Origin of the sequence: Lacibacter sp. H375 (assembly GCF_037892425.1) — a bacterium.
Taxonomy (GTDB): domain Bacteria; phylum Bacteroidota; class Bacteroidia; order Chitinophagales; family Chitinophagaceae; genus Lacibacter.
In genome coordinates, this window is the sequence record NZ_JBBKTT010000001.1 from 2,133,781 (window position 1) to 2,156,637 (window position 22,857).

The 22,857-nt window shown below is 40.9% G+C and carries 16 protein-coding genes, 2 tRNA genes and 2 rRNA genes; 15 read left to right on the forward strand and 5 right to left on the reverse strand.

Annotation, left to right across the window (positions count from 1 at the left end):
• Positions 1-78: 78 nt before the first annotated feature.
• The 13 genes from WG954_RS09330 to WG954_RS09390 all read left to right on the forward strand — a co-directional run bounded on the left by WG954_RS09330 (position 79) and on the right by WG954_RS09390 (position 14,247).
• Positions 79-153: transfer RNA gene (locus tag WG954_RS09330), tRNA-Ile, on the forward strand.
• Between the two features lie 11 nt (positions 154-164).
• Positions 165-238, forward strand: a tRNA-Ala gene (locus WG954_RS09335).
• Positions 239-398: 160 nt separating this feature from the next.
• Positions 399-3,274, forward strand: a 23S ribosomal RNA gene (locus WG954_RS09340).
• 57 nt (positions 3,275-3,331) lie between these two features.
• Positions 3,332-3,443: ribosomal RNA gene (gene rrf / locus WG954_RS09345) — 5S ribosomal RNA — on the forward strand.
• A 178-nt stretch (positions 3,444-3,621) separates the two neighbouring features.
• Positions 3,622-4,287 (forward strand): DUF2306 domain-containing protein, encoded by a 666-nt coding sequence (locus tag WG954_RS09350; RefSeq protein ID WP_340435786.1) that lies wholly within the window; start codon positions 3,622-3,624, stop codon positions 4,285-4,287.
• Positions 4,288-4,356: 69 nt separating this feature from the next.
• Positions 4,357-5,448: an alpha/beta hydrolase gene (locus WG954_RS09355; RefSeq protein WP_340435787.1), complete on the forward strand. Its 1,092-nt coding sequence runs from the start codon at positions 4,357-4,359 to the stop codon at positions 5,446-5,448.
• Positions 5,449-5,454: 6 nt separating this feature from the next.
• Entirely contained in the window at positions 5,455-5,718 is a 264-nt protein-coding gene (locus tag WG954_RS09360; protein WP_340435789.1) for a hypothetical protein, read from the forward strand.
• 53 nt (positions 5,719-5,771) lie between these two features.
• Positions 5,772-7,685 carry an alpha/beta fold hydrolase gene (locus WG954_RS09365; protein WP_340435792.1) on the forward strand — a complete coding sequence of 638 codons (1,914 nt, stop codon included), beginning with the start codon at positions 5,772-5,774 and terminating at the stop codon, positions 7,683-7,685.
• 120 nt (positions 7,686-7,805) lie between these two features.
• Complete coding sequence (locus WG954_RS09370; protein WP_340435795.1) at positions 7,806-8,807, forward strand: alpha/beta fold hydrolase; 1,002 nt, start codon at positions 7,806-7,808, stop codon at positions 8,805-8,807.
• A gap of 236 nt (positions 8,808-9,043) precedes the next feature.
• Positions 9,044-10,051, forward strand: a complete 1,008-nt coding sequence (locus tag WG954_RS09375) for an FAD:protein FMN transferase (RefSeq protein ID WP_340435797.1) — start codon at positions 9,044-9,046, stop codon at positions 10,049-10,051.
• A 301-nt stretch (positions 10,052-10,352) separates the two neighbouring features.
• Positions 10,353-11,420, forward strand: a complete 1,068-nt coding sequence (locus WG954_RS09380) for an SGBP N-terminal domain-containing protein (protein ID WP_340435800.1) — start codon at positions 10,353-10,355, stop codon at positions 11,418-11,420.
• A gap of 240 nt (positions 11,421-11,660) precedes the next feature.
• Positions 11,661-12,869: a Gfo/Idh/MocA family protein gene (locus WG954_RS09385; RefSeq protein ID WP_340435802.1), complete on the forward strand. Its 1,209-nt coding sequence runs from the start codon at positions 11,661-11,663 to the stop codon at positions 12,867-12,869.
• 10 nt (positions 12,870-12,879) lie between these two features.
• Positions 12,880-14,247 (forward strand): 3-keto-disaccharide hydrolase, encoded by a 1,368-nt coding sequence (locus WG954_RS09390; RefSeq protein WP_340435805.1) that lies wholly within the window; start codon positions 12,880-12,882, stop codon positions 14,245-14,247.
• A gap of 109 nt (positions 14,248-14,356) precedes the next feature.
• Here the strand turns inward: WG954_RS09390 and WG954_RS09395 are convergent, their stop codons facing one another.
• Positions 14,357-15,769, reverse strand: coding sequence for a Gfo/Idh/MocA family oxidoreductase (locus tag WG954_RS09395; RefSeq protein ID WP_340435807.1), 1,413 nt, complete (start codon positions 15,767-15,769; stop codon positions 14,357-14,359).
• 238 nt (positions 15,770-16,007) lie between these two features.
• Between WG954_RS09395 and WG954_RS09400 the strand changes: the two genes are divergently transcribed.
• On the forward strand, positions 16,008-17,237 hold the full coding sequence (locus tag WG954_RS09400; protein ID WP_340435809.1) for an MFS transporter: 1,230 nt from the start codon (positions 16,008-16,010) through the stop codon (positions 17,235-17,237).
• A 63-nt stretch (positions 17,238-17,300) separates the two neighbouring features.
• Positions 17,301-18,023: a glycosyltransferase family 2 protein gene (locus WG954_RS09405; RefSeq protein WP_340435811.1), complete on the forward strand. Its 723-nt coding sequence runs from the start codon at positions 17,301-17,303 to the stop codon at positions 18,021-18,023.
• A gap of 3 nt (positions 18,024-18,026) precedes the next feature.
• Here WG954_RS09405 and WG954_RS09410 read toward each other — a convergent pair whose 3' ends face one another.
• From WG954_RS09410 to WG954_RS09425, 4 genes are all read right to left on the reverse strand, one after another.
• The gene (locus WG954_RS09410; protein ID WP_340435813.1) at positions 18,027-19,682 is read right to left on the reverse strand and encodes a glycosyltransferase family 39 protein; all 1,656 of its coding nucleotides are present in this window, start codon (positions 19,680-19,682) and stop codon (positions 18,027-18,029) included.
• Positions 19,683-19,744: 62 nt separating this feature from the next.
• Positions 19,745-20,278 (reverse strand): hypothetical protein, encoded by a 534-nt coding sequence (locus WG954_RS09415; protein WP_340435815.1) that lies wholly within the window; start codon positions 20,276-20,278, stop codon positions 19,745-19,747.
• 56 nt (positions 20,279-20,334) lie between these two features.
• Positions 20,335-21,213 (reverse strand): aldo/keto reductase, encoded by an 879-nt coding sequence (locus WG954_RS09420; protein WP_340435817.1) that lies wholly within the window; start codon positions 21,211-21,213, stop codon positions 20,335-20,337.
• Complete coding sequence (locus WG954_RS09425; protein ID WP_340435819.1) at positions 21,210-22,844, reverse strand: L,D-transpeptidase family protein; 1,635 nt, start codon at positions 22,842-22,844, stop codon at positions 21,210-21,212. The genes WG954_RS09420 and WG954_RS09425 overlap by 4 nt, the downstream gene beginning before the upstream one ends.
• Between the last annotated feature and the right edge of the window lie 13 nt (positions 22,845-22,857).

The following is a 22,857-nucleotide window of genomic DNA, read 5'->3' on the forward strand; positions in this document are numbered from 1 at the left end:
CAAAATTTTAAGTTCTTATAAAGTATCATTCGGCCAGTTGCTATGGATTTGTAGGGGCCACTTGGCTAAAGATTAGATAGATCCGTAGCTCAGCCTGGTTAGAGCACTACACTGATAATGTAGGGGTCCCCAGTTCAAATCTGGGCGGGTCTACAAATAACCTCGGGGGGTTAGCTCAGTTGGCTAGAGCATCTGCCTTGCACGCAGAGGGTCATCGGTTCGACTCCGATATCCTCCACGAAAATTAGTTCTTTATTGATGTTGACTTTCAGGTCTGATGATTCGTAATCATAACATCAGCTTTTCATCTGAACGCAAGTTTATTTGATTAAGTTCTTTGACATATTGGGATAAAACAAGTTGTAATTGTTTAGTAAGGCGATTTTAGTAATAACTCTTTTAAAGCGAATAAGGGCGTATGGTGGATGCCTTGGGTCTGAGAGGCGATGAAGGACGTGGTAAGCTGCGATAAGCTTCGGGGAGCTGCACACAAGCATTATATCCGAAGATTTCCGAATGGGACAACCCAGCACACTGAAGGTGTGTTATCCGAAAGGAAGCCAACCTCCTGAACTGAAACATCTAAGTAGGGAGAGGAAAAGAAAATAACAATGATTCCCTGAGTAGTGGCGAGCGAAACGGGAAGAGCCCAAACTTAGGCGGCGTGCCGCTTAGGGGTTGTAGGACTGCATTTAGAAATTCTCATCAAATTGAATCTTCTGGAAAGTTGAGCCATAGCAGGTGATAGCCCTGTAGATAGAAATTGAGAAGGACGAGCAGTATCCTGAGTAAGGCGGGACCGGAGGAATCCTGCCTGAATCTGCCGGCACCATCCGGTAAGGCTAAATACTCCTCAGACACCGATAGTGAACCAGTACCGTAAGGGAAAGGTGAAAAGTACCCCGAAACAGGGGAGTGAAATAGTACCTGAAACCGTACGCCTACAAGCGGTCGGAGTCCAGCAATGGATGACGGCGTGCCTTTTGCATAATGATCCTACGAGTTACTCCTCACTGGCGAGGTTAAGTTCTTAAGTAACGGAGCCGAAGCGAAAGCGAGTCCGAACAGGGCGCTTAGTCAGTGGGGGTAGACGCGAAACTTTGTGATCTATCCATGGGCAGGTTGAAGTTCTGGTAACACAGAATGGAGGACCGAACTCATGAGCGTTGAAAAGCTCTGGGATGACCTGTGGATAGGGGTGAAAGGCCAATCAAACTGAGAGATAGCTCGTTCTCCCCGAAATGTTTTTAGGAACAGCCTCGGATTTAAGAAGTGTATAAGAGGTAGAGCTACTGATTGGGCTAGGGGGCTTCACCGCCTACCAAACCCTGACAAACTCCGAATGCTTATACATATCTCCGGGAGTGAGGCTGCGGGCGCTAAGGTCCGTGGCCGAGAGGGAAATAACCCAGATTAGCAACTAAGGTCCCTAATACGTAGTTAAGTTGAACAAACGAGGTGAGACTTCTATAACAGCCAGGATGTTTGCTTGGAAGCAGCAATTCATTTAAAGAGTGCGTAACAGCTCACTGGTCGAGAGGTCTTGCACGGAAAATGATCGGGCATCAAACTACGAACCGAAGTTCTAAAATTGTACTTGTACAATTGGTAGGGGAGCATTGAAATCTGCTGCGAAGGTGTCTGGTGATGGATGCTGGAGCGATTTCAAAAGAAAATGTAGGAATGAGTAGCGATAAAAGTAGTGAAAAACTACTTCGCCGAAAGTCCAAGGTTTCCTGATCAATGTTAATCAGATCAGGGTTAGTCGGGTCCTTAGGGAAAGCCGAAAGGCGCACCTGATGGAAAGTTGGTTAATATTCCAACACTTGCTTTTGTTTCGATGGGGTGACGGGGTAGTGAAAGATCCGCCTGGTTACGGAATACCAGGTTAAAGCGTGTAGATATATTTTTTGCAGGTAAATCCGCAGAGAATGTCGAACGTGATAGTACCACAATGCTTCGGCGGCGTGGATAGTGATCCTAATCAGACCTCCGAGAAAAACCTCTAAGGCTAGGCTTAAGCAACCCGTACCGTAATCCGACACAGGTGGACGAGATGAATATTCTAAGGCGCTCGGGTGAGCCGTGGAGAAGGAACTAGGCAAATTGACGCTGTAACTTCGGGATAAAGCGTACCATCTTCGGATGGTCTCAGTAAAATGGTTCAACCAACTGTTTAGCAAAAACACAGGGCCCTGCAAAATCGAAAGATGACGTATAGAGCCTGATACCTGCCCGGTGCTGGAAGGTTAAGGAAGGATGTTCGGCGCAAGCCAAAGCTTCTGACTGAAGCCCCAGTAAACGGCGGCCGTAACTATAACGGTCCTAAGGTAGCGAAATTCCTTGTCGGGTAAGTTCCGACCTGCACGAATGGTCTAATGAGTTGAACACTGTCTCCTCCACGAGCCCGGTGAAATTGTAGTATCGGTGAAGATGCCGGTTACCCGCCACGGGACGGAAAGACCCCGTGAACCTTCACTACAACTTTGCATTGATTTTGAATTACGGATGTGTAGAATAGTTGGGACGCTTTGAAGCAGCTGCGCCAGCAGTTGTGGAGCGGTCGTTGAAATACCAACCTTCTTTGATTTAGAATCTAAACCCTGACGGGTGACAGTGCATGGTGGGTAGTTTGACTGGGGTGGTCGCCTCCTAAAAAGTAACGGAGGCTCGCAAAGGTACCCTCAGTACGGTTGGTAATCGTACGAAGAGCGCATTAGTATAAGGGTGCTTGACTGTGAGGCATACAGGCCGAGCAGGAGCGAAAGCTGGCTAAAGTGATCCGGCGGTTCTGCATGGAAGGGCCGTCGCTCAAAGGATAAAAGGTACTCCGGGGATAACAGGCTGATCTCCCCCAAGAGCTCATATCGACGGGGAGGTTTGGCACCTCGATGTCGGTTCGTCACATCCTGGGGCTGGAGAAGGTCCCAAGGGTTCGGCTGTTCGCCGATTAAAGTGGCACGTGAACTGGGTTCAGAACGTCGCAAGACAGTTCGGTCCCTATCTGTGGTGGGCGTTAGTAAATTGAAAGGACATGACCTTAGTACGAGAGGACCGGGTCGTACACACCGCTGGTGTATCTGTTGTGCCGCCAGGTGCAGTGCAGAGTAGCTACGTGTGGCCAGGATAAACGCTGAAAGCATCTAAGCGTGAAACCTTCCTTAAGATGAGTTTACTTTTAAGGGCCGTCAAAGACGATGACGTTGATAGGCTACAGATGTAAAACTGGTAACAGTAAAGTCGAGTAGTACTAATTACCCGTAAGCTTTAATTTTTTTTAAATTGCTTCTAGCAATTACAACTTCCCAATATGTTATATTATTTAAGAGTTTATGGTGGTTTTGCCGAGGGTGTTCACCTCTTCCCATACCGAACAGAGAAGTTAAGCCCCTCATGGCCGATGGTACTGCACTACAATGCGGGAGAGTAGGTAGCTGCCATATTTATTTTAAGCCCTTCAGTTTACTGAAGGGCTTTTTTGTTTCCACTACTTCCCGTTACTTTTTCACTTGTAATGCCTTGTGTATGTAGCCCCTATTTGGGGTTTTTATGTTTGCGTAATTAGTGGAGTTTTGCAACTGCCGGAAATCTGCTGTATATTCAGAAGACCAACCACTGCTTATGCATACACTCCGCTCTATTTTCTGGATTGTTTTATGGTCGTTCATACTCCTTCTTTCTATTTATTTTTTTCTCGACAATGTGATTGCCTATTTCTATGGCTATCGCAGCCGCATGTTTGGCGAAACTTTGTTTAATAATCAACTCTGGGTAGTGATGCATATGGTTGGTGGCAGTATGGCGTTGCTATTAGGCCCCACGCAGTTCTGGCCATTTATCCGTAAACGATTTGTTTCCTTTCATCGATTGTCTGGCAAAATTTACATGGCTGGAATTGCCTTGATTGGTATTTCAGCAGGAAGACTGTCATTAATCAGCACTTGTGTACCCTGTCGCATCTCTCTTTTTTTACTAACAGTTTTTGCTGTGTTCAGCACCTGGTTTGCATGGCGGGCAATTAAAACAAGAAATACGAAAACACATCGCCAGATGATGGTGCGTAGTTATGTGTGTGTGCTCGCTTTTGTTGCTGTGAGAATTGATGATGTGTTCTCGCTTAATTTTTTGTTTGGTGAAATAACAGATCCAACTTTCAGAAGAGTTGTGAATGAATATTTCTTTTCGTTTGTGCCGTTGATTATTGCCGAGATCATGATGACATGGTGGCCATCTGTTGCCTATACATTTAAAAGCAAGAAGGAACATTCCAAAGCAAACCATACATGAATCAATCAACTGCATTGGCACAACAACAAGCATAAAATGATGAGGATAGGTCGTCAATAAAACAACAACATGAGAAAAATTTTATTTGGCTTGCTGTTGATGAGCTTTTCAGTAGCAGCCATTGCTCAGGGAAAATTGGTAAGGCGTGAGTTCATGGCCGCTTCTTTACAAAACAATAAGGCTGGCGAAGATCCTTTGCGTCAGTTAACGGTATACCTGCCTCCCGATTATGATCAAGGAATACAACGCTATCCGGTTATTTATGTGTTGCATGGCTATGGTGGTACTGATAGTGTAATGATGAGCGTATGGATCAATTTTAAAAAGTTACTTGATGAAGCCATTAAAACTGGAAAGATGCGTCCCATGATAGTAGTGGCACCAAACAGCAATACAAGACTGCAGGGTAGTTTTTATACCAACTCTTCTGTTACAGGTAACTGGGCCGATTATATTGCAAAAGATGTGGTGCAATACATGGATAAAAATTTCAGAACAATACCTGATCGGAAAAGCCGGGGACTTTGCGGACATTCAATGGGAGGTAATGGCGCATTAAAGCTAGGAATGCAATTTGCAGATACATTCAGTGCGGTGTATGCCCTCAGTCCGGCAGTGCTTGATTGGTATGGTGATTTTTCTCTTTCCAGCCGTGGATTCAAACGCATCAGCAAATTGCATAACGAAAAAGCAATTTTGAAAGCGTTGGATGAATCGGATAAGACGGGTGATTTCGATGCATTTTTTGCTGCAGCGCTTACAGCGATGGCAAGGGTGTATTCGCCCAATGTTTCAAACAAAGAGCTGCTCGCTGATTTTCCAGTTACATATGTTGGCGATAGTGCTGTTTACCATCCGGCGGTGATCAATGAGTGGGAAGCACAATTTCCATTCCACATGATCGATCATTATCTGCCACAGTTACGCAGCCTTACTGCTTTGAAATTGGATTGGGGACGTAATGAAGATTTTTCACATATCCCTTTCACAAGTCTGCAATTCAGCAAGAAGCTGGAAGCGTACCGCATTAAACACTTTGCCGAAGAATATATTGGCGATCATGGAAACATGCTTGGTGGTTTTGACGGACGGATTTTTAATGAGTTATTGCCGTTTTTTGATAAATATCTTTCAGTTGGTCAAAGTCAGATAAATAAATAATCTGTTATGAATCGAACATTTCTGTTATCAGCCTTTGTATTTTTTTCAATTCAAGTACAGGCGCAATCATTGCCGGAAAGGCAAATGCTGGAACAAAAAATAGATTCATTATTTCAACGAATCAATATCGATAAGTCACCCGGCGTAGCCGTTACCGTTATTCATGATGGTAGAATCATAGCCAGTAAGGATTTTGGCATAGCAAATCTTGAGCACAAGGTGCCGTTTACACATCAAACACCGGTAAGGCTTACAGATCGAGTTAATTGAACAGTAAATCGTCCTTTTGAAACAAAATTAATTTTTCATTTCAAAGCTTGAGTATGAGCAAGTCTGATTCTTTGTTTTTCATAAGTATATTGCTTGCATGTGTTTCAAATGCGCAACAAATTGATACCATCAAAGTAAACGTGCATGGTCATGTCATGACGCTTTATGCATCAGGACAAGGAAAGCCAACGGTGATATTGGAAGCCGGAGGTGGATCTAATCATAGGACCTGGCAATTGGTGCAACCCAAATTGGCAAACTCTGCCAGAGTTGTTTCATACGATCGTCCCGGTTATTTAAATTCAGATACATGCACATCCCCAAGAGATGCGATAACAATTGCAAAAGAATTAAAAGAAGCACTGGAAAAAGTAAACATTCGTCCACCATATATATTCGCCGGATGGTCCTATGGTGGTTCATTAGTAAGGGTTTTCGCAGGTCTTTATCCAAAAGATGTCATTGGAATGGTGCTGGTTGATCCTGCGCCTGAGGAAGTCTATGCAAGGCTTGAAAAAGAATTTCCTGAGATGATGAAAGAAGATGAAAAATATATCCGGGAATTATTGAATAGTAAAACCCGTCCGGGTGAAAGGGAAGAAATGCGGATGTATGATTCAAGTATGAACCAGGGAAGAAGATCAGATAAACTTCATTCAACACCAACAACATTATTAATAGCTGCAGGCAAAGCAGAAGGCGGACAGGATAGAGCCCCTTCTAATCCTATGAATAAAGCATGGATCGAGGAATTAGAAAAATGGGGAAGGAAAAGACCGAATCTTCATTATCGAATTATCACAAACAGTGGTCATCATATTGCGAGGTTTCAGCCGGATACAGTTGTCCATGCTATACGTTATCATATTGATCAATACCAATCAAAGGCATTAAAACAATCTGCCACTCAATATAAAAAACCAGATCAGCTGAATGACGGCATTCAAACAGCAACATTAAAAGATGTTGGCCTGAATGAAAAAATCATCCAACAAATGACAGATTCCATCATCAATGGTAATTACACAAACGTTCACAGCGTTCTTATATTTCGACATAACAAACTGGTTTATGAAAATTATTTTCCAGGGAAAGATGAAGTAAGAATGAAGGGCTTTGTTGGCTTTGTGGACCATCACCGTGATAGTCTTCATGATATCAGAAGTGTTACCAAAAGTGTTGTCAGTGCTTTAGTCATGATTGCTATTGAGCAGGGAAAGCTAACTTTGGAAGAAAGGCTGTTTGATTACTTTCCCGAGTATTCGAGACTTGATACCGGTATGAAACGGGAGATCAGGATCAAGCACCTGTTGAATATGAGCAGTGGTTTATACTGGCCGGAAAAGAATGAATTAATGATGAAAGACTCAAAACACCAGGTTATTGATTTCATTTTGAAACAACCTCTTACGGCCGCACCAGGTAGAAATTTTGAGTACAATAGCAGCAGCACGCAACTTCTTGCTTTTATTTTAGAAAAAGCGACCGGAACAGATCTGATTTCTTTTGCAGATAAACACCTTTTTCAGCCTGCAGGAATTAAAAATTATAACTGGGTAATTGAAAAGAATGGAGTGATTGGAGCATGGGTGGGGTTGCGTATGCGCTCTAGAGACCTGCTGAAATTTGGCATCCTTTATTTAAATGATGGAAAATGGAACGGTAAGCAACTCATTTCTTCCCGCCTTGCAGCAGCATCGTTGAAACAACAAATTGAAACCCCATTTAGTGATTCACTTGTACGTATTGGATATGGATACCAATTCTGGACTTATGCTGAAACAATAGCAGGTAAGCCGTTGAAGTATGCGCAGGCGCAGGGCAACGGCGGTCAATTTGTCGTTATCGATAAACAGTCAGGACTTGTAGTTGTTCTTACTTCCGGAAATTATAACCTCAATTATCAACTTAGAAAAACTTCTGAGAGTATTTATATAGATTTTATTCTTCCTGCAATAAATAAGTAATTTAATGGACTCAAGCCTTCCTGCAGTAATATAGTGCTATGGAATCAAGTTGTTTCTAACCCCGTACTTTATGCGAGCCAGTGCCTTGTGAAAATATTATTCACCATAAATAATATTAACATGAAGAGCTCTCAAATTGTCTGCGTAGCAGTGCTGGTTTTTTTCACTGTTACATTAAATGCACAGCAAAAAGATACAACACTCTACAAAGAAAAGTTTGCACAGCTTGATGGAATTAGTCTGCACTATCTCGATTTTGGAGGCAGTGGTTTGCCGCTCATCTTTCTTCAATCCTTTCATGGAGATGCCGGTGAGTGGGTTGATTATGACTTCAAAGGATTCGCTCCAAAGTTTACCGGCACAAATCATGTGTATGCCATTACCCGCAGAGGTTGGGGCAAATCAACCGATCCCGGTTGGGGTTATGATGTTGCTACGAATGGTGAAGATGTAGTGGCTTTTATGGATGCATTGAAAATTGAAAAGGTAATTTTTGCAGGCCGGATACCAGCTTCAATGGATATGACATGGATCGCCGAACATCACCCAAGCCGGGTAGCAGGGCTGGTTTATTTTGATTTCGTCTATGCATACATTGATATACAAGACTCCCTGGTAAGACAATATGTGGAAATGCTGGCTACACTCGCCTGTGACCTTAGCCCTGATGCGATTCGGAAATCAATGCCTCGTTCCTCATGGCGGCCCCATTTTCTAGGCAAACAAGAACCTTCGATCAATGTACCGGCACTTTGGTTTTCACAAGAAGGCCTTTACCCAAAGATGTCCAGGGAGTTGCTAACTTTTGATATGTTGGTTACTGAAGCAGGTACAGATAAATTTGAAACATGTGATCCTGCAGCATTAACGTATTTTAAAAAGCTTGCAAAAGACGAAGCATTACAAAAGAAAGTAAAGGAAGCATTGCAGAAAACCAATAATATTCCTTCGCTGATGGCCGCCTTTGAAAAAGCTTTTGATCCAAAATTGAAGATTGTGACGGTTGGCAAGCCAACCCAAGAGTTCGATTCACCGGAAGCATACTACAAATACTGGCAAGAGGTAGAAGCTGCTTTTTATTTTAAGCACATGAGTGAGTTTATTAAGGACTTAGAAAAATAAATTTTGTATATCAGGTTGTAAGGGTGGTTATGAAATCGAATGGTTTAAAGCTGGAGATTTTATGAAGCACCCGGATAAAAGAACGCATCAGTAGCAAAAAATGAAAACAAAGTAGTATTGCTAAGAAAGAAATACTTTTCTGTGTAAACGTTTGCGCAGCAAAGTTTGATAGTGGCGATGCAAATTCTTGCTATCTTTTCACAATTACCAGGCAACCTGGTTGGTACATTTGATCTATGCGGTTGATTCTTCTTTTGTTTATTGTGGTCTTTGGTTCGCATCGTACTGTTGAATGGAAACGCTTTGCCATTGCGGGTACTGCACAAGGCACTACTTATTCCATTATTTATTATAACAACGATAGTGTGGTAACCAAAGCACTGATCGACCTGGAGTTAATGAAACTTGACAGTTCACTTTCATTGTATAAACCTTATTCACACATCAATCAATTCAACAATTCTGTAAAGGGAATTCGCCTTGACAAGCATCTGTTGCAGGTTGTTGAAAAATCAATTGCTACTTATAACGAAACAAACGGTTTGTTTGACATTACGGTGCAGCCATTGGTTCATGCCTGGGGTTTTGGTGTTACAAAAACAACTACAGTTCCTGATGAGGCAACGATTAAAACCATTCTTCCCTGCGTTAATACAAAGTTGTTGCAGTTGAAAGGAAGCAAGTTGAGTAAGGCTAAGCCTTGTGTGAAAATAGACCTCAACGGAATTGCACAAGGTTATTCAGTGGATATGTTGGCTGCATTGCTGGAAAAATATGGAGTGAAAAATTATGTTGTTGAGTTGGGTGGAGAAATAAGAGTGAAAGGAAGGAAACAACCTTCAGGTGAAAAAATGAAGATTGGTATTGAGTCTCCCAATGAAGATGCGTTTGAAAATCATCCCTTGCAAAAAGTCATTGAACTGGATGCAGGCGCTATCACCACTTCGGGGAGTTACCGCAAGTATTATGAAAGTAAAGGACAAAAGATCACCCACCTCATTAACCCCAAAACAGGATATCCGCAAAAGAATGAACTCATTAGTGTAACGGTGTTTGCAAAAAACGCAATAACAGCCGATGCTTTTGATAATGCACTTATGCTGATGGGTTTAACACAAGCCTTAGAATTTGTTGAGAGGCGGAAAGACCTTGCCGCATATTTTGTTTATAAGAATGCCGATGGAAATATTGCAGATACTGCAAGTTCTGCTTTTTTAAAACTGATGATGAAATGTGAAAAGTAATTTCAGACTCAGAATAATGATACCTATAAAAGCAAATAAGGAACGTTTTAGCACGTTAAACCCCGCCATTTGTTAAAAGCGGCGAAACGCTTGCAACTGAGGCCAACTATAATTATTTTTAACCATTAAATTAAATACAGCTTCCTCTGCTCAACTGCTCCTGTTTACCCTGCCAAACCTCGTGAAAGCTTCCTTAGTAAATTGGCGACTCTATGAATTGTTTACTGGTGCAGTATTTACGTCATTCATCTTATTATGCGCAGCATTTGGTTTATAATAATATTAATCTAAAACATCTATTATGAATAACATTGCTATTTTTAATAAAGTCATGAAAAACTTCACATGGTTTATCATCACACTGTTAGGCTTATCATGCAAGCGTGATGCAGCACCCGTTATTGAATCATCCGGAAAAATGGATATTCTTTCGTTTACTACAAATGGTCAAACCTTATCCACGTTTATTCATCCATCAACAAAGAAGGTCCGGTTAGAAGTTGGTCATGACGTGGATATTAAACACCTGGTTCCGAATTTTAGAATACCCGATGGCGCTATTGTGAAAGTAAATGGAGTTATCCAAACCTCCGGCGCTTCAGTTGTTGACTTTTCAGGACCTGTTATTTATCAAGTATTAAGTCAAAATAGTGATTCAGCAAGTTGGGAGGTATCGGTTAGTCCGGTGAGTTGTAAAATTTTGATTGATGCTTCTCATGATGGCGGTGTGTGGTGGTTTCCACAATATGAAGCAACCGGATTTGATCCCGGTAAACCTCACCAGGGAAAAGCTTTTGCCGATGTGCTCAGGGGCAAGGGCTTTGAGGTAACAGAATTGGGAAGAGGAAAAGAGCTTACTGAAGAAATGTTTTTTGGACATTACATTGTCATCAGGGTAGCTGGATTCCAGCCATACAGCAAGAATGAACTTGAAGTTTACAAGAAGCTCCTTGATCGTGGTATGAACCTGGCGTTCTTTACCGATCACAAAAAAAATGATCGTGTGGACGAGTTGGGTGATCTGTTGAATATAAAATTTGAAGGTAATGCCAATGGCCATGTCACTACATTTATGCCGCACCAAATAACAACCAACCTTACATCTCTTAACTATATTGCGGGCGCTGTTATTACAAATGCAGATCAGAATACCAGTATCCAGGTATTAGGCCGACTAGGTAAAAATGATTATGCTGACCTGAATATGAACGGAGTTAAAGATCCCGGCGAGGTTGAGGCACCACCCGTGATGGGAATATTGAATTATCCGAAAAGCCGAGTGTTTTTTATAGGTGATACAAATGGTCTTGAAGTTCAGCCCCAACCTTTTATTAATAACTTAATTCAATGGATGGGAGAATGTTTTTAGAAAAAGCACATTTTTTTTCAATTCATTTAAGTAAATATTTCGGATGAGTATGCTCTATAAAAGAAGATATACAGCTGTACTCACAAAATATAGAGGCGGCATTAGTAAAACATTCGTTAGCATTAATTAAGAGGCAAAGACCTTGCTGCATAAATTATTTATAAGAATGCCAATGGAAGTATAGCAATTACCACAAGTTCAACATTTTTAAAACTCATGAATCCGTAACTTAGCTCACTCATGCAACGAAGAAATTTTATCCGTCAATCAGGATTGCTTACCGCTGGCTTATTATTGCATCAGCAAATGCTGCAGGCTTATGGTTCAGTTGATGCTGCTAAAACAATTTCCATAGGTATTATTGGTTGTGGCGACAGAGGTAACGGACTTGGCTTTGTACTAAACAGCATGCCGGAACAGTTTCAATTAAAAGCTGTTTGCGATGTGTTAGCATTTCGTCTTGACCAGTCAAAGAAACTTGATAAGAAGAACAATCTCCGTTACGAAAAAGATTACCGTAAGATTCTCGATGATAAAACGATTGATGCGGTGATCATTGCTACACCACTGCATAATCATTATGAAATTGCAGCAGCAGCCATCAAGGCGGGCAAACATGTGTATCTCGAAAAAACAATGACCTATGATGCAGATCAATCATTGGCTTTGGTTAAATTATCACAGGAATATCCCAAACAAACTTTACAGGTTGGGCATCAATATCGTTACACTCCACTTTATTTTAAAGTAAAAGAGTTGATCGATAAAGGTTATCTCGGTAAAGTAACACAGATCGATTGCCGTTGGGATCGTAACTGGAACTGGCGCAGAGCTGTGCCGCAAGGTTATACCGACAGGCAAGTGAACTGGCGCATGTACAAAGAATACTCAGGAGGATTACCCGCTGAATTATTATCGCACCAGGTTGATTTCATTAACTGGGCGTTCAATACCCATCCCGATGAAATACTTGGTACTGGCGGTATTGATTATTATAAAGATGGAAGGGAAACGTTTGATAATGTGCAAACCATTCTGCGTTATAATAAAGAAGGAATGATCGGCAATTTTGGCGCAACATGCGGCAATGAAAAAGATGGCTACCTCTTTAAGTTGAAAGGAACAAAAGGAACCATCCAGTTGCTGATGAACGACGGAATATTTTTTCCGGAGAAACAAACAAAGAAAGAGCTGGAAACAGTAGATGGTGTTACGGGTGCTACAAAAATTGAATGGAACAAAGAAGGTGGCATTCCTATTCTGAAAGAAAAATCAAAAGACGGCAGTTGGTATGCGTTAAGCGAATTTCATAAAATGGTTACAGAATATTCAAAACCTGTATCAAACGTGATCACTGGTGCAACTACAGCTTTTTGTGTGCACCTGATGAATCAATCTATTTATAAACATTCCATTGAAAAATGGAAACCGGAATTTAACCTCGTATAAAAAAATCAGTATGCAAAAATTGATGACGATTGCTTTGTTATTCATTGCCATGAATGGCTTGGCGCAGAAAGGAGAATGGCAATCTTTGTTTGATGGAAAGACATTGAACGGTTGGAAACAAATGACCGGCTCTGCACCTTACACTGTTGAAAAAGGTGAACTTGTTGGTACAACAGTTCCTAATTCACCTAATTCATTCCTGGTATTGGAACAACGTTTTACAGGCGATTTTGTATTGGAACTTGAGTCAATGATGACAGATACTACCACAAACTCAGGTGTGCAGTTCAGAAGTAATTTCGACCCCAAAGCAAACAATGGTAAAGGAAGAGTGTACGGTTATCAATATGATTTTGATCCCAGCTCACGTAAATGGAGCGGCGGTATTTATGATGAAGGAAGAAGAGAATGGTTATACCCTGTGTCGCATAATCCGAAGGGACAGATATTCTTTTCACCCAATGTGTATCATAAAATAAGAATTGAATGTATTGGCAATTCTATAAAAACATGGTTGGATGGAAAGGCCGTTTCTTATGTGGTTGACACATTAACTTCAAATGAAGGATTGATTGCATTACAGGTTCACTCAATTGGCAAGCCGGAACATGCAGGTGTAAAAGTTCATTGGAAAAACATCCGCATCAAAACAAAAAATATTCAACCACTTGCTTTTCCTGCAGGTGTTTATGTAGCCAATCTGCAACCCAACCAACTTACAGCTTACGAAAAACAAAACGGGTGGAAGCTGTTATTTGATGGAAAGACAACCAATGGCTGGTTTGGAGCATACAAAAAAACTTTTCCTGAAAAAGGTTGGGAAGTAAAAGATGGGGTATTGAAAGTGCTTGCTTCTACAGGAGGCGAATCAACCAACGGTGGTGATATTGTTACAAAGGATCAATACAGTGCATTTGAAATGTCTTTTGATTTTAAATTGACCAAAGGTGCAAACAGTGGTGTGAAATATTTTGTAACGCTTAATGAAAATAATAGTGGTTCAGCAATCGGATTAGAATATCAATTGCTTGATGATACACTGCACCCCGATGCAAAAGCTGGTCGTGAAGGCAACCGCACATTAGCTTCATTATACGATCTTATTAAAGCACAGAAAACAACACGGTTTATTCGCCAGCCCGGCAACTGGAACACAGCACGCATTATTGTTTATCCGAACAATCATGTAGAACACTACCTGAATGGAGTTAAAGTGCTGGAATATGATCGTGGGTCGCAGGCATTCCGTGATCTGGTAGCTATCAGCAAATACAAAGTATGGCCAAATTTCGGTGAAGCAAAGAAAGGCCATATCCTGTTGCAGGATCATGGCAATGAAGTTTGGTTTAAGAGTATTAAGATAAGAGAGTTGAAATGATGAGTAACTCGTCAGTTAAATCATATCTTAAAAGAAGAAGCCAACTGTAATCAGTTGGCTTCTTCTTTTTATAGCTACTAACGAATTGCTTTTGATCGTCTGACTAAACTTATACTTTATAATACTGCTCCCAACCTTTCCGTGGCGGTGGACCAATCAATAATTCATTTGCTCTTTTACTGCTGGTGATTATTTTCTTGCTTCTGTCGAACACAATTTTTTCACCCGTCCATTGTGCCAATACACCTAAACAGAATACCTGGCTTAACGGACCTGCAATTGCAAATGATGATCTTGTTTTTTCTTCACCTTTACATGCCTTTAAAAAGTTTGCAAAGTGATTCGATGGCGTTGTTGGAACAGTTGGCAACTTCGAAGCCATTTCTTTTGCTTTCTCTTCCGGAATGATCGATAAGGTACTTGCATGTGATCCACCTTTGAATGTAAGATCCTTGCTGTAAATAATTTTACCAGGATTTAATTTAGCCGGTTGCATTGCACCCGTACTTGGTGGGGGAATACTTGGATCAAGACCTTGCACACCATAACCAGCAGGTATTGGCGGAAGATTATCTAAACCATCATACCATTTTATTTCAACAGGTGGCATTGCGCCACGCTTTGGAAATTTGAATGAGAGCGTGGTTGACATTGGATAAAAGAAATTATTATGTCCATCTAATCTCAACGGATCAACTTCATACGGAAGACCAAGATCAAGAAACTCATGTGCAGTATCAAGAATATGTGCACCCCAATCGCCCAGTGCACCCATACCAAAGTCGAACCAACAACGCCATTGTCCATTTACAAAATCTTTGTTATACGAATGCCCCTGCGTGTGCATCTGCCAAACATCCCAATCAAGTGTTGATGGAATGGGTTCTGCTGCAGGGAACGAACTGATCTTCGGATTCCATCCATGCCAACGGCGTGCAGAGTTCATATGTGCTGTAATGGCAGTTACATCTTTAATGATGCCCGCTTCTTTCCACGCTTTGAATTGAAAATAATTTGCTTCCGAATGTCCCTGGTTGCCCATCTGTGTAACAACTTTCGGATGTTTTGCTGCGGCCTTCATCATCAACTCTACTTCCTGGAAAGTTCTGGCCATTGGTTTCTCAACATACACATGTTTGCCTAAACCAATCGCCATCATCGTAATCGGGAAGTGAGAAAAATCTGGAGTGCCGATTGAAACAGCTTCGATCTGGTTGCCCATTTTATCGAACATCTGGCGGAAGTCTTTAAAGCGTGGCACATTCGGAAACTGTTTTAAGATATCCAATGTGTGCGGCGCTTCCATATCTACATCGCACAGTGCAACGATATTTGCCAAACCGGTTTTGTACAGTTCTTTAATGATCTCTGCTCCACGGTTGCCAATACCAATACAGGCGAGGTTTACTTTGTCAGCACTTCCAAAGCCCCTGCCCATTAATAAACCGGGTGTGGCGGCTGCAGCCGATGCTAACAGTGCGTCTCTTAAAAATTTTCTTCTTGAATAATTGTTACCAGACATGATTCAATCGATTTGTTTTTATGACAGGAATTGTTGTGCTTAAAGATAGGTAATAATGAAATTGGGAAAAGCGAACGCTCAATCGTTTGCATACTGCATTTTCCGCTCGTGTAAAGGTTAAGCTGCCGTTGGTTCGTCTTTACCTAAATTTGCTGCTTCTTCGGGAAAAATCTGCTCTGCGCCTGATCCCGTGAAAGCCTTCCCCTGCTGCAAACCGGAAATAAAAGTTGGAACAATTATGAGTAAAAACGAACGGCTGATCATTGTTTTGCTGGCATCGATCAATTTCACCCACATCCTTGATTTTATGATCATGATGCCATTGGGAAATTACCTGATGCCTTATTTTAAACTCTCACCACAGCAATTCACATTCCTTGTTGGCGCATATACATTAACAGCAGGTCTCTCAGGATTTGCCGCTGCCTTTTTTGTAAATCGATACGATCGCAAAAAAGTGCTGTTGTATGGCTATACCGGCTTCTTACTTGGAACAATTGCTTGCGGCATAGCACCGAGCTATGAATTGCTGTTGGCAGCTCGTGTGTTAGCAGGGTTGTTTGGCGGTTTAATTGGTGCTCAGGTATTATCAATAGTTGCTGATCTTATTCCGTATGAAAGGAGAGGAGCGGCCATGGGTGCTATTATGAGTGCATTTGCAATGGCTTCTACATTTGGGGTTCCGTTTTCTTTATACCTCGCAAATATTTTCAGCTGGCATGCGCCATTTCTGTTAGTTGGTTTTCTAGGAATAGTGATCATTCCATTGGTGTGGAAACTTGTGCCGCCAATGAGTGGACATATACAGGAAGAACATGGCAAACGAATTGATGTGTTGATGTCGGTTGTAAAAAATCCTACGCAGCGATTGGCATTGCTGTTTTCGTGTTTGATCATGATGGGACATTTTCTCATCATCCCGTTTATTAATCCATACATGGAATTTAATAACGGCTATCCAAAGTCCATTACACCAATGATCTATCTCGTTGGTGGGATATCTTCATTTTTTGCTGCAAATATTCTTGGCCGCTTTGCTGATAAATATGGAAAGCTACAGGTGTTTTCTGTGTCGGTATTAGTGTCGTTGTTTTTTGTTTGGTTAATCACGAATCTTCCGCCTGTTCATTTTGTTGTTGCATTGGCGATGTTTGGAATATGGTTTATACTGGCAACGGGTCGTGGTGTATCGGCTCAGGCGATGATCAGTAATGTGGTTGATCCAAAACAACGTGGAAGTTTTATGAGTTTTAACAGCAGTGTGCAGCAATTAGGAACTGCCGCTGCATCTTTTATTTCGGGGATCATTGTGGTGCAAGGCCAGGGAGGAAAGATATTACGTTATGAATGGCTGGGCTACCTGAGTATTGTGATCTTGTTGATTTGCTTTTTCCTGGCCAGAAGACTGTTTCGTAAAATGCAGAACCAGCCTCTTGTAGAAACGGCAATGCCTTTACAGGAAGCCTAGATTTTTCTTTTAGCAGCCAAGGAATTCTGTAATCTTGCAGCTTAATTGGAACAGACCAACTACATGACAGCAACCATTCATAAACTTTCGATTGTAATCCCTGCTTATAACGAAGCAAGAACCATTCACCTGATCCTTGATAAGATCAATGCAGTGCAATTGCTCAACAATATTGAAAAGGAAGTGATCATTGTAAATGATTGCAGCAGTGATGATACAAAGGGTGCTATTGACCGCTATATGCAGCAATCAACCTTGCCGATCGTGTTGTACAATCATGAAGTGAACAAAGGCAAAGGTGCTGCTCTTCATACGGGTATTAAACAAGCCACTGGTGAATTGGTGGTGATACAGGATGCCGATCTCGAATACGATCCGCAGGAATTTAATGTGTTGCTGAAACCGGTGCTTGATGGTTTTGCTGATGTTGTGTATGGCTCACGTTTTATGGGTGGTAATCCTCATCGTATTTTATTCTTCTGGCACAGCATCGGAAACAAAGTGCTTACAACATTATCAAACATGTTTACCAATCTGAACTTAACAGATATGGAAACCTGTTATAAATTATTCCGTCGTGAAATCATTCAAAAAATTGATCTGAAAGAAGCACGTTTTGGTTTTGAACCGGAAGTGACAGCAAAAATTTCACGTCAACCTGATATACGTATTTACGAAGTTGGTATTTCCTATTATGGCCGTACGTATGCTGAAGGGAAGAAGATCAACTGGAAAGATGGTTTCAGAGCTATCTGGTGTATTTTGAAATACAATTTGTTCCGATAAACATCACAGCATCTTCACCACATAATATTTTCCGCATTGCTCATCTCTTGTATTCTTGTTGAGGAATTTTCCTGATAATGATGTTACATGGTAATCCAGTCCTTCTTTTTCTATCACATGAAGCTTTCCGCTTTGTTGAATTTCTTTCAATCCCTCATCTGATGTATAAAGGTAAGTGCCTGTTGTTGCTGCATCAAGTGAATCAACTGTTCCGATGATATGCTTTGCATAAAAATGAATGGCTTTGCCACTCCCTTTGAATTTATAAAAGAAAAACTTATCAGCAGAAATTTTCTGATCTACAATGTAACGACCTACTACATTACCCGATTGATATTGCAGCAGCTGCGGATAAAACCAGGAACTGAGAAAAATATTTAATCCAACGATCAATGAAAGTGATACAGCGATGAGTTTTTTAATCACCTGTTTATTCAACATTAAACCAATTGCTCCAATGAGACTGATAACCGGAATGACCCAGGGCCATACAGATGTTGTTGGAAAACTATACAAAAGAATCATTGCAGGAGCAACTACTAAGGCTGCACATACGATCCATTGAATAGGAGTTAGAATGTTACGCAACAACGGAAGTTTCTTCTCCCAAAATAGTCGGTACACCATTTTAGCAGTAATGATGGCAATGAATGGCAGCACTACATAGATATAATGTGGCAGTTGATATTTTGAAATACCCAACGAACAATAGCTAAGAAGAAAACCACCTGTTGTTAAGAACTCTTCATTTCTGCCAACAAATAAACGATTGCCTATGATTCTGATGATCTCATACACAAGTCCTGCAACAAAGAACAGAGTCCAGGGCAACATGCCCCACAATAAATTTTCAAATAAGAAGCTGAATGGAGCATTGTTGTTCCAAACGTTTTCACCGGTGATGCGGCCAAAGCTTTGTGTCCAGTAAAAGAATTTTAAACCTGATACATTTTTTAATCCGTTTACTGTTTTTTCGGGATGCAGATCGAACTGTTGGTACAATCCAATGCTCATGGGCAGCAACACAAGTGCAATCACTAGAATGCCCAGCAGATAAACAGGTTGAAAAATTTGTTTCCATTCACGCTTCAACACAAAATGACTGCCGAATGCAAAGATGGGAACGAACAATGCAATGGGGCCTTTTGTAACCATGCCGGCACCAATAGCAGCCGCACCTAAAATGAAATGAAATGTTTTCTTTGACTTATACCATTCAGCTAATTGCCACATGGCAATAATTACCCAGCTCATTAAAATGGTATCGGTACGAATATCACTGGTAATGAGGAACACTGCCTGGCAGGTTGCAAGTACAGCAGCAGATAGCAAGGCAATTGTTCTGTCGTAAAACAGTTTTGCAAAACGAAATGTTGCAAACACAGCAAAGATGGCAAATAGGATGGATGGAAATTTATAACCAAGATTATTGTCTCCAAATACTTTCATGGACAAAGCAGAAACCCAGAAGAGAAAAGGAGGTTTGTCTAAATATTCTTTTCCCTGCTCATACACCTGCAGGTAACTGCCACTCTCTTTCATTTCACGACTGATGCCAGCGTATTGAGATGCATCTACATCCATTGTATCTACACCGATACCAATAAAATAAACAGTACAGATGAGTATGAAAAGAATAGTGATTATTTTATTGTTCATGCGGGTCAATTACTTGTTAAGTCACGAAACTACGTTTTTCGTTCCGGATAGTTTTTCAGCTTCTATTTAAGTGCTTTCCATTTTCCCTTCTTGAAATAAAGGTTATTAAATAAAGGGGAATTAAATACCAGATAAAAATTCCACGCACTTCGATATGTTGTTGGGTTGCTTGTCATAATGTGGTGTGTCGGTTGCTCCATCTTTATTATCAATCGTTTTGAGCTGTATTGTTCAGTTGTTGTAACTGTGCCACGATAAGTTTTTAATACTTGCTCCTTATTTGTTACATAGAAATATATTGAATCGTTTTCCCTAATCTCAAACCTGAAATTTTCGTATTGCCAATCTGCTTGTTTGCCTGGGTAATAACTGCGGTTAACAACATATTGCCCGTAGTAATCTCTTTTCTTCATTTCTTTTTTTGACGTCAACCAATGGCCTATTCCTAAAAGCAATATAAATCCAATAATGGCAAACCAAATCAACCCGAGTATTTTCCCAAAGACTTTCTTTCTTGTTATCAACCAAGTCAATAACAGTATTCCTGTAAGCGGAAGGATGATTAAAATGAAAATTAAACTAAAGCCAAATCCCATTTAGCGCCTTGTCTTTTAAAATACAAGGTATTGTTGTTTAGTAAAAGAGCGAAACTTTATGCAACTTCTCTTCCGGTACTTGCCCGCCATAACATAAACCATTCTTCACGTTCAAGCTTAAGAAGCGTTGCAGCTACTGCTGCATGAACACGTTCAATTTTTGAAGTGCCTAATACAGGTAGTATGTTTGCAGGATGAGTCATTAACCAGCTTAACAAAATCACATCAGCACCTGTTGCATATTTTTCTGCAAGAATGTTGGCAACTGCGATGATGCGTTTATTACGTTCATCTTCATCGTCTATAACAAATATATTACCACCACCCATCGGGCTCCATGCCATTGGTATCATACCATGTTGCTGACATTGATCTAATGTGCCATCTCCAAACGGTTCAAGGTGAAGCAGCGAACATTCAACCTGGTTAACAGAAACAGGAAAGCGGCTTCTTAGCAGATCAACCTGCCATTTCCTGAAATTTGAAACACCAAACTCCAACACTTTACCTTGTTGTTTCAATTGTTCAAATGCTTTTGCCACTTCATCTGCATGAAATAAAGGATCAGGACGATGAATAAGCAAACAATCAATGTAATCAGTAGCTAAATTTGAAAGCGATCGGTCAACCGATTCAATAATATGTTCATACGATGTATCGTATGATTTTATTTTATGATGAGGCCGATTGACCGATACCATTTGAATACCGCATTTGGTAATGAGCTGCATCTGTTGCCGTAACGCCGGTTGTTCTTGTAATACTTTTCCAAAGTCTTCTTCAGTTGTGTAGTCTCCATAAATATCAGCATGATCAAATGTGGTTACACCTGCTGCAATACAATCGTTAATCATTTGTTCGTACTCATTTGTAGTAAACTTTGCTCCCCATGCACCCCATTTCATGGTGCCGGCAATTATGTTTGAATAAATCATTTCAGTTTCGAATTTTCGATGATCATTTCTGCTAAGCGTCCATCACGTTTGTAAATATCGTTACGTAGGTTCAATCTTCCATCACGATCAACCCACGATGTGAAATAAGCAATATATACAGGAATGGGCTTCTTAATCTTAACATACATTTCTTTTTCTGCATTCATTGCTGAATCAATACGTTCTTCTGTCCATTCGGGTTGATGACGTAATACATAGTTGGCCAAACGTCTTGGATCTTCCACACGAATACATCCATGACTGAAAGCACGCTTATCCTGGCTGAATAATGATTTTGATGGCGTATCGTGCAGGTAAATGCTGTGACTGTTGGGAAATAAAAATTTCACTTTGCCCAATGCATTCCATGGGCCGGGCTTTTGCCGAACTGCATTGCCATTCCATTCCATATGGTTACGTTCAAGGTAGTTACTGTTTCTGCGAATGGCTGGAAGGATTTCTTTTTTCATAATGCCCGGCGGCACATTCCAGTAAGGACTGAACACCACATTGTTCATCATGCCATTGAAAATAGCTGTTTTGTTTAATGCAGTACCAACAACAACGTTCATACTCCATACTAATGAATCGTTTTCATACGCATGAAATTTATACTCGGGTATGTTGATCACAATGTAATCGGTTTTTAAAGCAACCGGCAGCCAACGGCAACGCTCCATGTTCACGATGATCTGCTCAACCCGCTTGGTAATTGGATAGTTCAGTTCTGCAAGCATGCTTGTGCCAACAATGCCATCGTCTTTAATACCATAACGCTGTTGAAAATTTTTAACTGCACTTTCCAATTCAAGATCAAACACAGTTGATTGATTATTGCTTTTAAGATCACCCAATAAGTAAAGATGTTCTCTTATTTCAGGAATGATCTTGCTGCTGTCGTTAAGACGATATGATTTCTTATCTGCCTTGATCGGCTTCCATTTCCCACTTTCTGCAAGCGTTCTGTATTGCTTCAAAAATGTTTTTAATAAACCATACTGTCGGTAAACTGGTTCTGTTTGCATGAATGCCGATGACGGTACTTCGAGCAGCGAATCGAGAAAAGCTTCGTAAGATAATTTCTTGCGGGGCAGATCCCAGTTGGTTGCACGCATGGCTTTTGCATCAAGTCCGCTCCATATTTTCTTTGCATAAAAAAAATACTGTGCAGTGAGCATTAGTTCAGCGGTGCTGTTGGCTTTCTCTGTAAAATTTTCTGTTGAATCATTGTCCATCAGCTTGTGAAACTCTTCTTCATACAATATTTGTACAGGCACACCTTCATCAGAAATATTTTCGATCTTGTTAAACAGGTTACCTGCCTGTTCAATCATTCCATTCGAATCAAACCAGGCGTAAGCAAATTTGCGATGACTATAAAACACTAACAGGTCCTTTTCGTATGGTTTTAGTTTTGGGTACTTGCTGAAGAAGGCAGGAATAGCGCTACTGTCGAATTTCAATTTTGTTTGAGTGCTGAAATTACCCGGCAAAGTAATGTCGGGTTGTGTTTTTGGGATCGTATCTGTCGTAACGGCTTTGTCTTTCCCGTTAGATGATTTACAACCGGTAAAGCCAGCTATTACAATAGTGAGAAGCAGAGAAGCTGAACAAAGTGTTTTGAGGAGCATTCGATGAGATTGA

Bases quoted from the DNA above. Each gene is read 5' to 3' on its own strand.
- WG954_RS09350 (WP_340435786.1), top strand. From the start codon at position 3,622: ATGCATACACTCCGCTCTATTTTCTGGATTGTTTTATGGTCGTTCATA.
- WG954_RS09355 (WP_340435787.1), top strand. From the start codon at position 4,357: ATGAGAAAAATTTTATTTGGCTTGCTGTTGATGAGCTTTTCAGTAGCA.
- WG954_RS09360 (WP_340435789.1), top strand. From the start codon at position 5,455: ATGAATCGAACATTTCTGTTATCAGCCTTTGTATTTTTTTCAATTCAA.
- WG954_RS09365 (WP_340435792.1), top strand. From the start codon at position 5,772: ATGAGCAAGTCTGATTCTTTGTTTTTCATAAGTATATTGCTTGCATGT.
- WG954_RS09370 (WP_340435795.1), top strand. From the start codon at position 7,806: ATGAAGAGCTCTCAAATTGTCTGCGTAGCAGTGCTGGTTTTTTTCACT.
- WG954_RS09375 (WP_340435797.1), top strand. From the start codon at position 9,044: ATGCGGTTGATTCTTCTTTTGTTTATTGTGGTCTTTGGTTCGCATCGT.
- WG954_RS09380 (WP_340435800.1), top strand. From the start codon at position 10,353: ATGAATAACATTGCTATTTTTAATAAAGTCATGAAAAACTTCACATGG.
- WG954_RS09385 (WP_340435802.1), top strand. From the start codon at position 11,661: ATGCAACGAAGAAATTTTATCCGTCAATCAGGATTGCTTACCGCTGGC.
- WG954_RS09390 (WP_340435805.1), top strand. From the start codon at position 12,880: ATGCAAAAATTGATGACGATTGCTTTGTTATTCATTGCCATGAATGGC.
- WG954_RS09395 (WP_340435807.1), bottom strand. From the start codon at position 15,769: ATGTCTGGTAACAATTATTCAAGAAGAAAATTTTTAAGAGACGCACTG.
- WG954_RS09400 (WP_340435809.1), top strand. From the start codon at position 16,008: ATGAGTAAAAACGAACGGCTGATCATTGTTTTGCTGGCATCGATCAAT.
- WG954_RS09405 (WP_340435811.1), top strand. From the start codon at position 17,301: ATGACAGCAACCATTCATAAACTTTCGATTGTAATCCCTGCTTATAAC.
- WG954_RS09410 (WP_340435813.1), bottom strand. From the start codon at position 19,682: ATGAACAATAAAATAATCACTATTCTTTTCATACTCATCTGTACTGTT.
- WG954_RS09415 (WP_340435815.1), bottom strand. From the start codon at position 20,278: ATGGGATTTGGCTTTAGTTTAATTTTCATTTTAATCATCCTTCCGCTT.
- WG954_RS09420 (WP_340435817.1), bottom strand. From the start codon at position 21,213: ATGATTTATTCAAACATAATTGCCGGCACCATGAAATGGGGTGCATGG.
- WG954_RS09425 (WP_340435819.1), bottom strand. From the start codon at position 22,844: ATGCTCCTCAAAACACTTTGTTCAGCTTCTCTGCTTCTCACTATTGTA.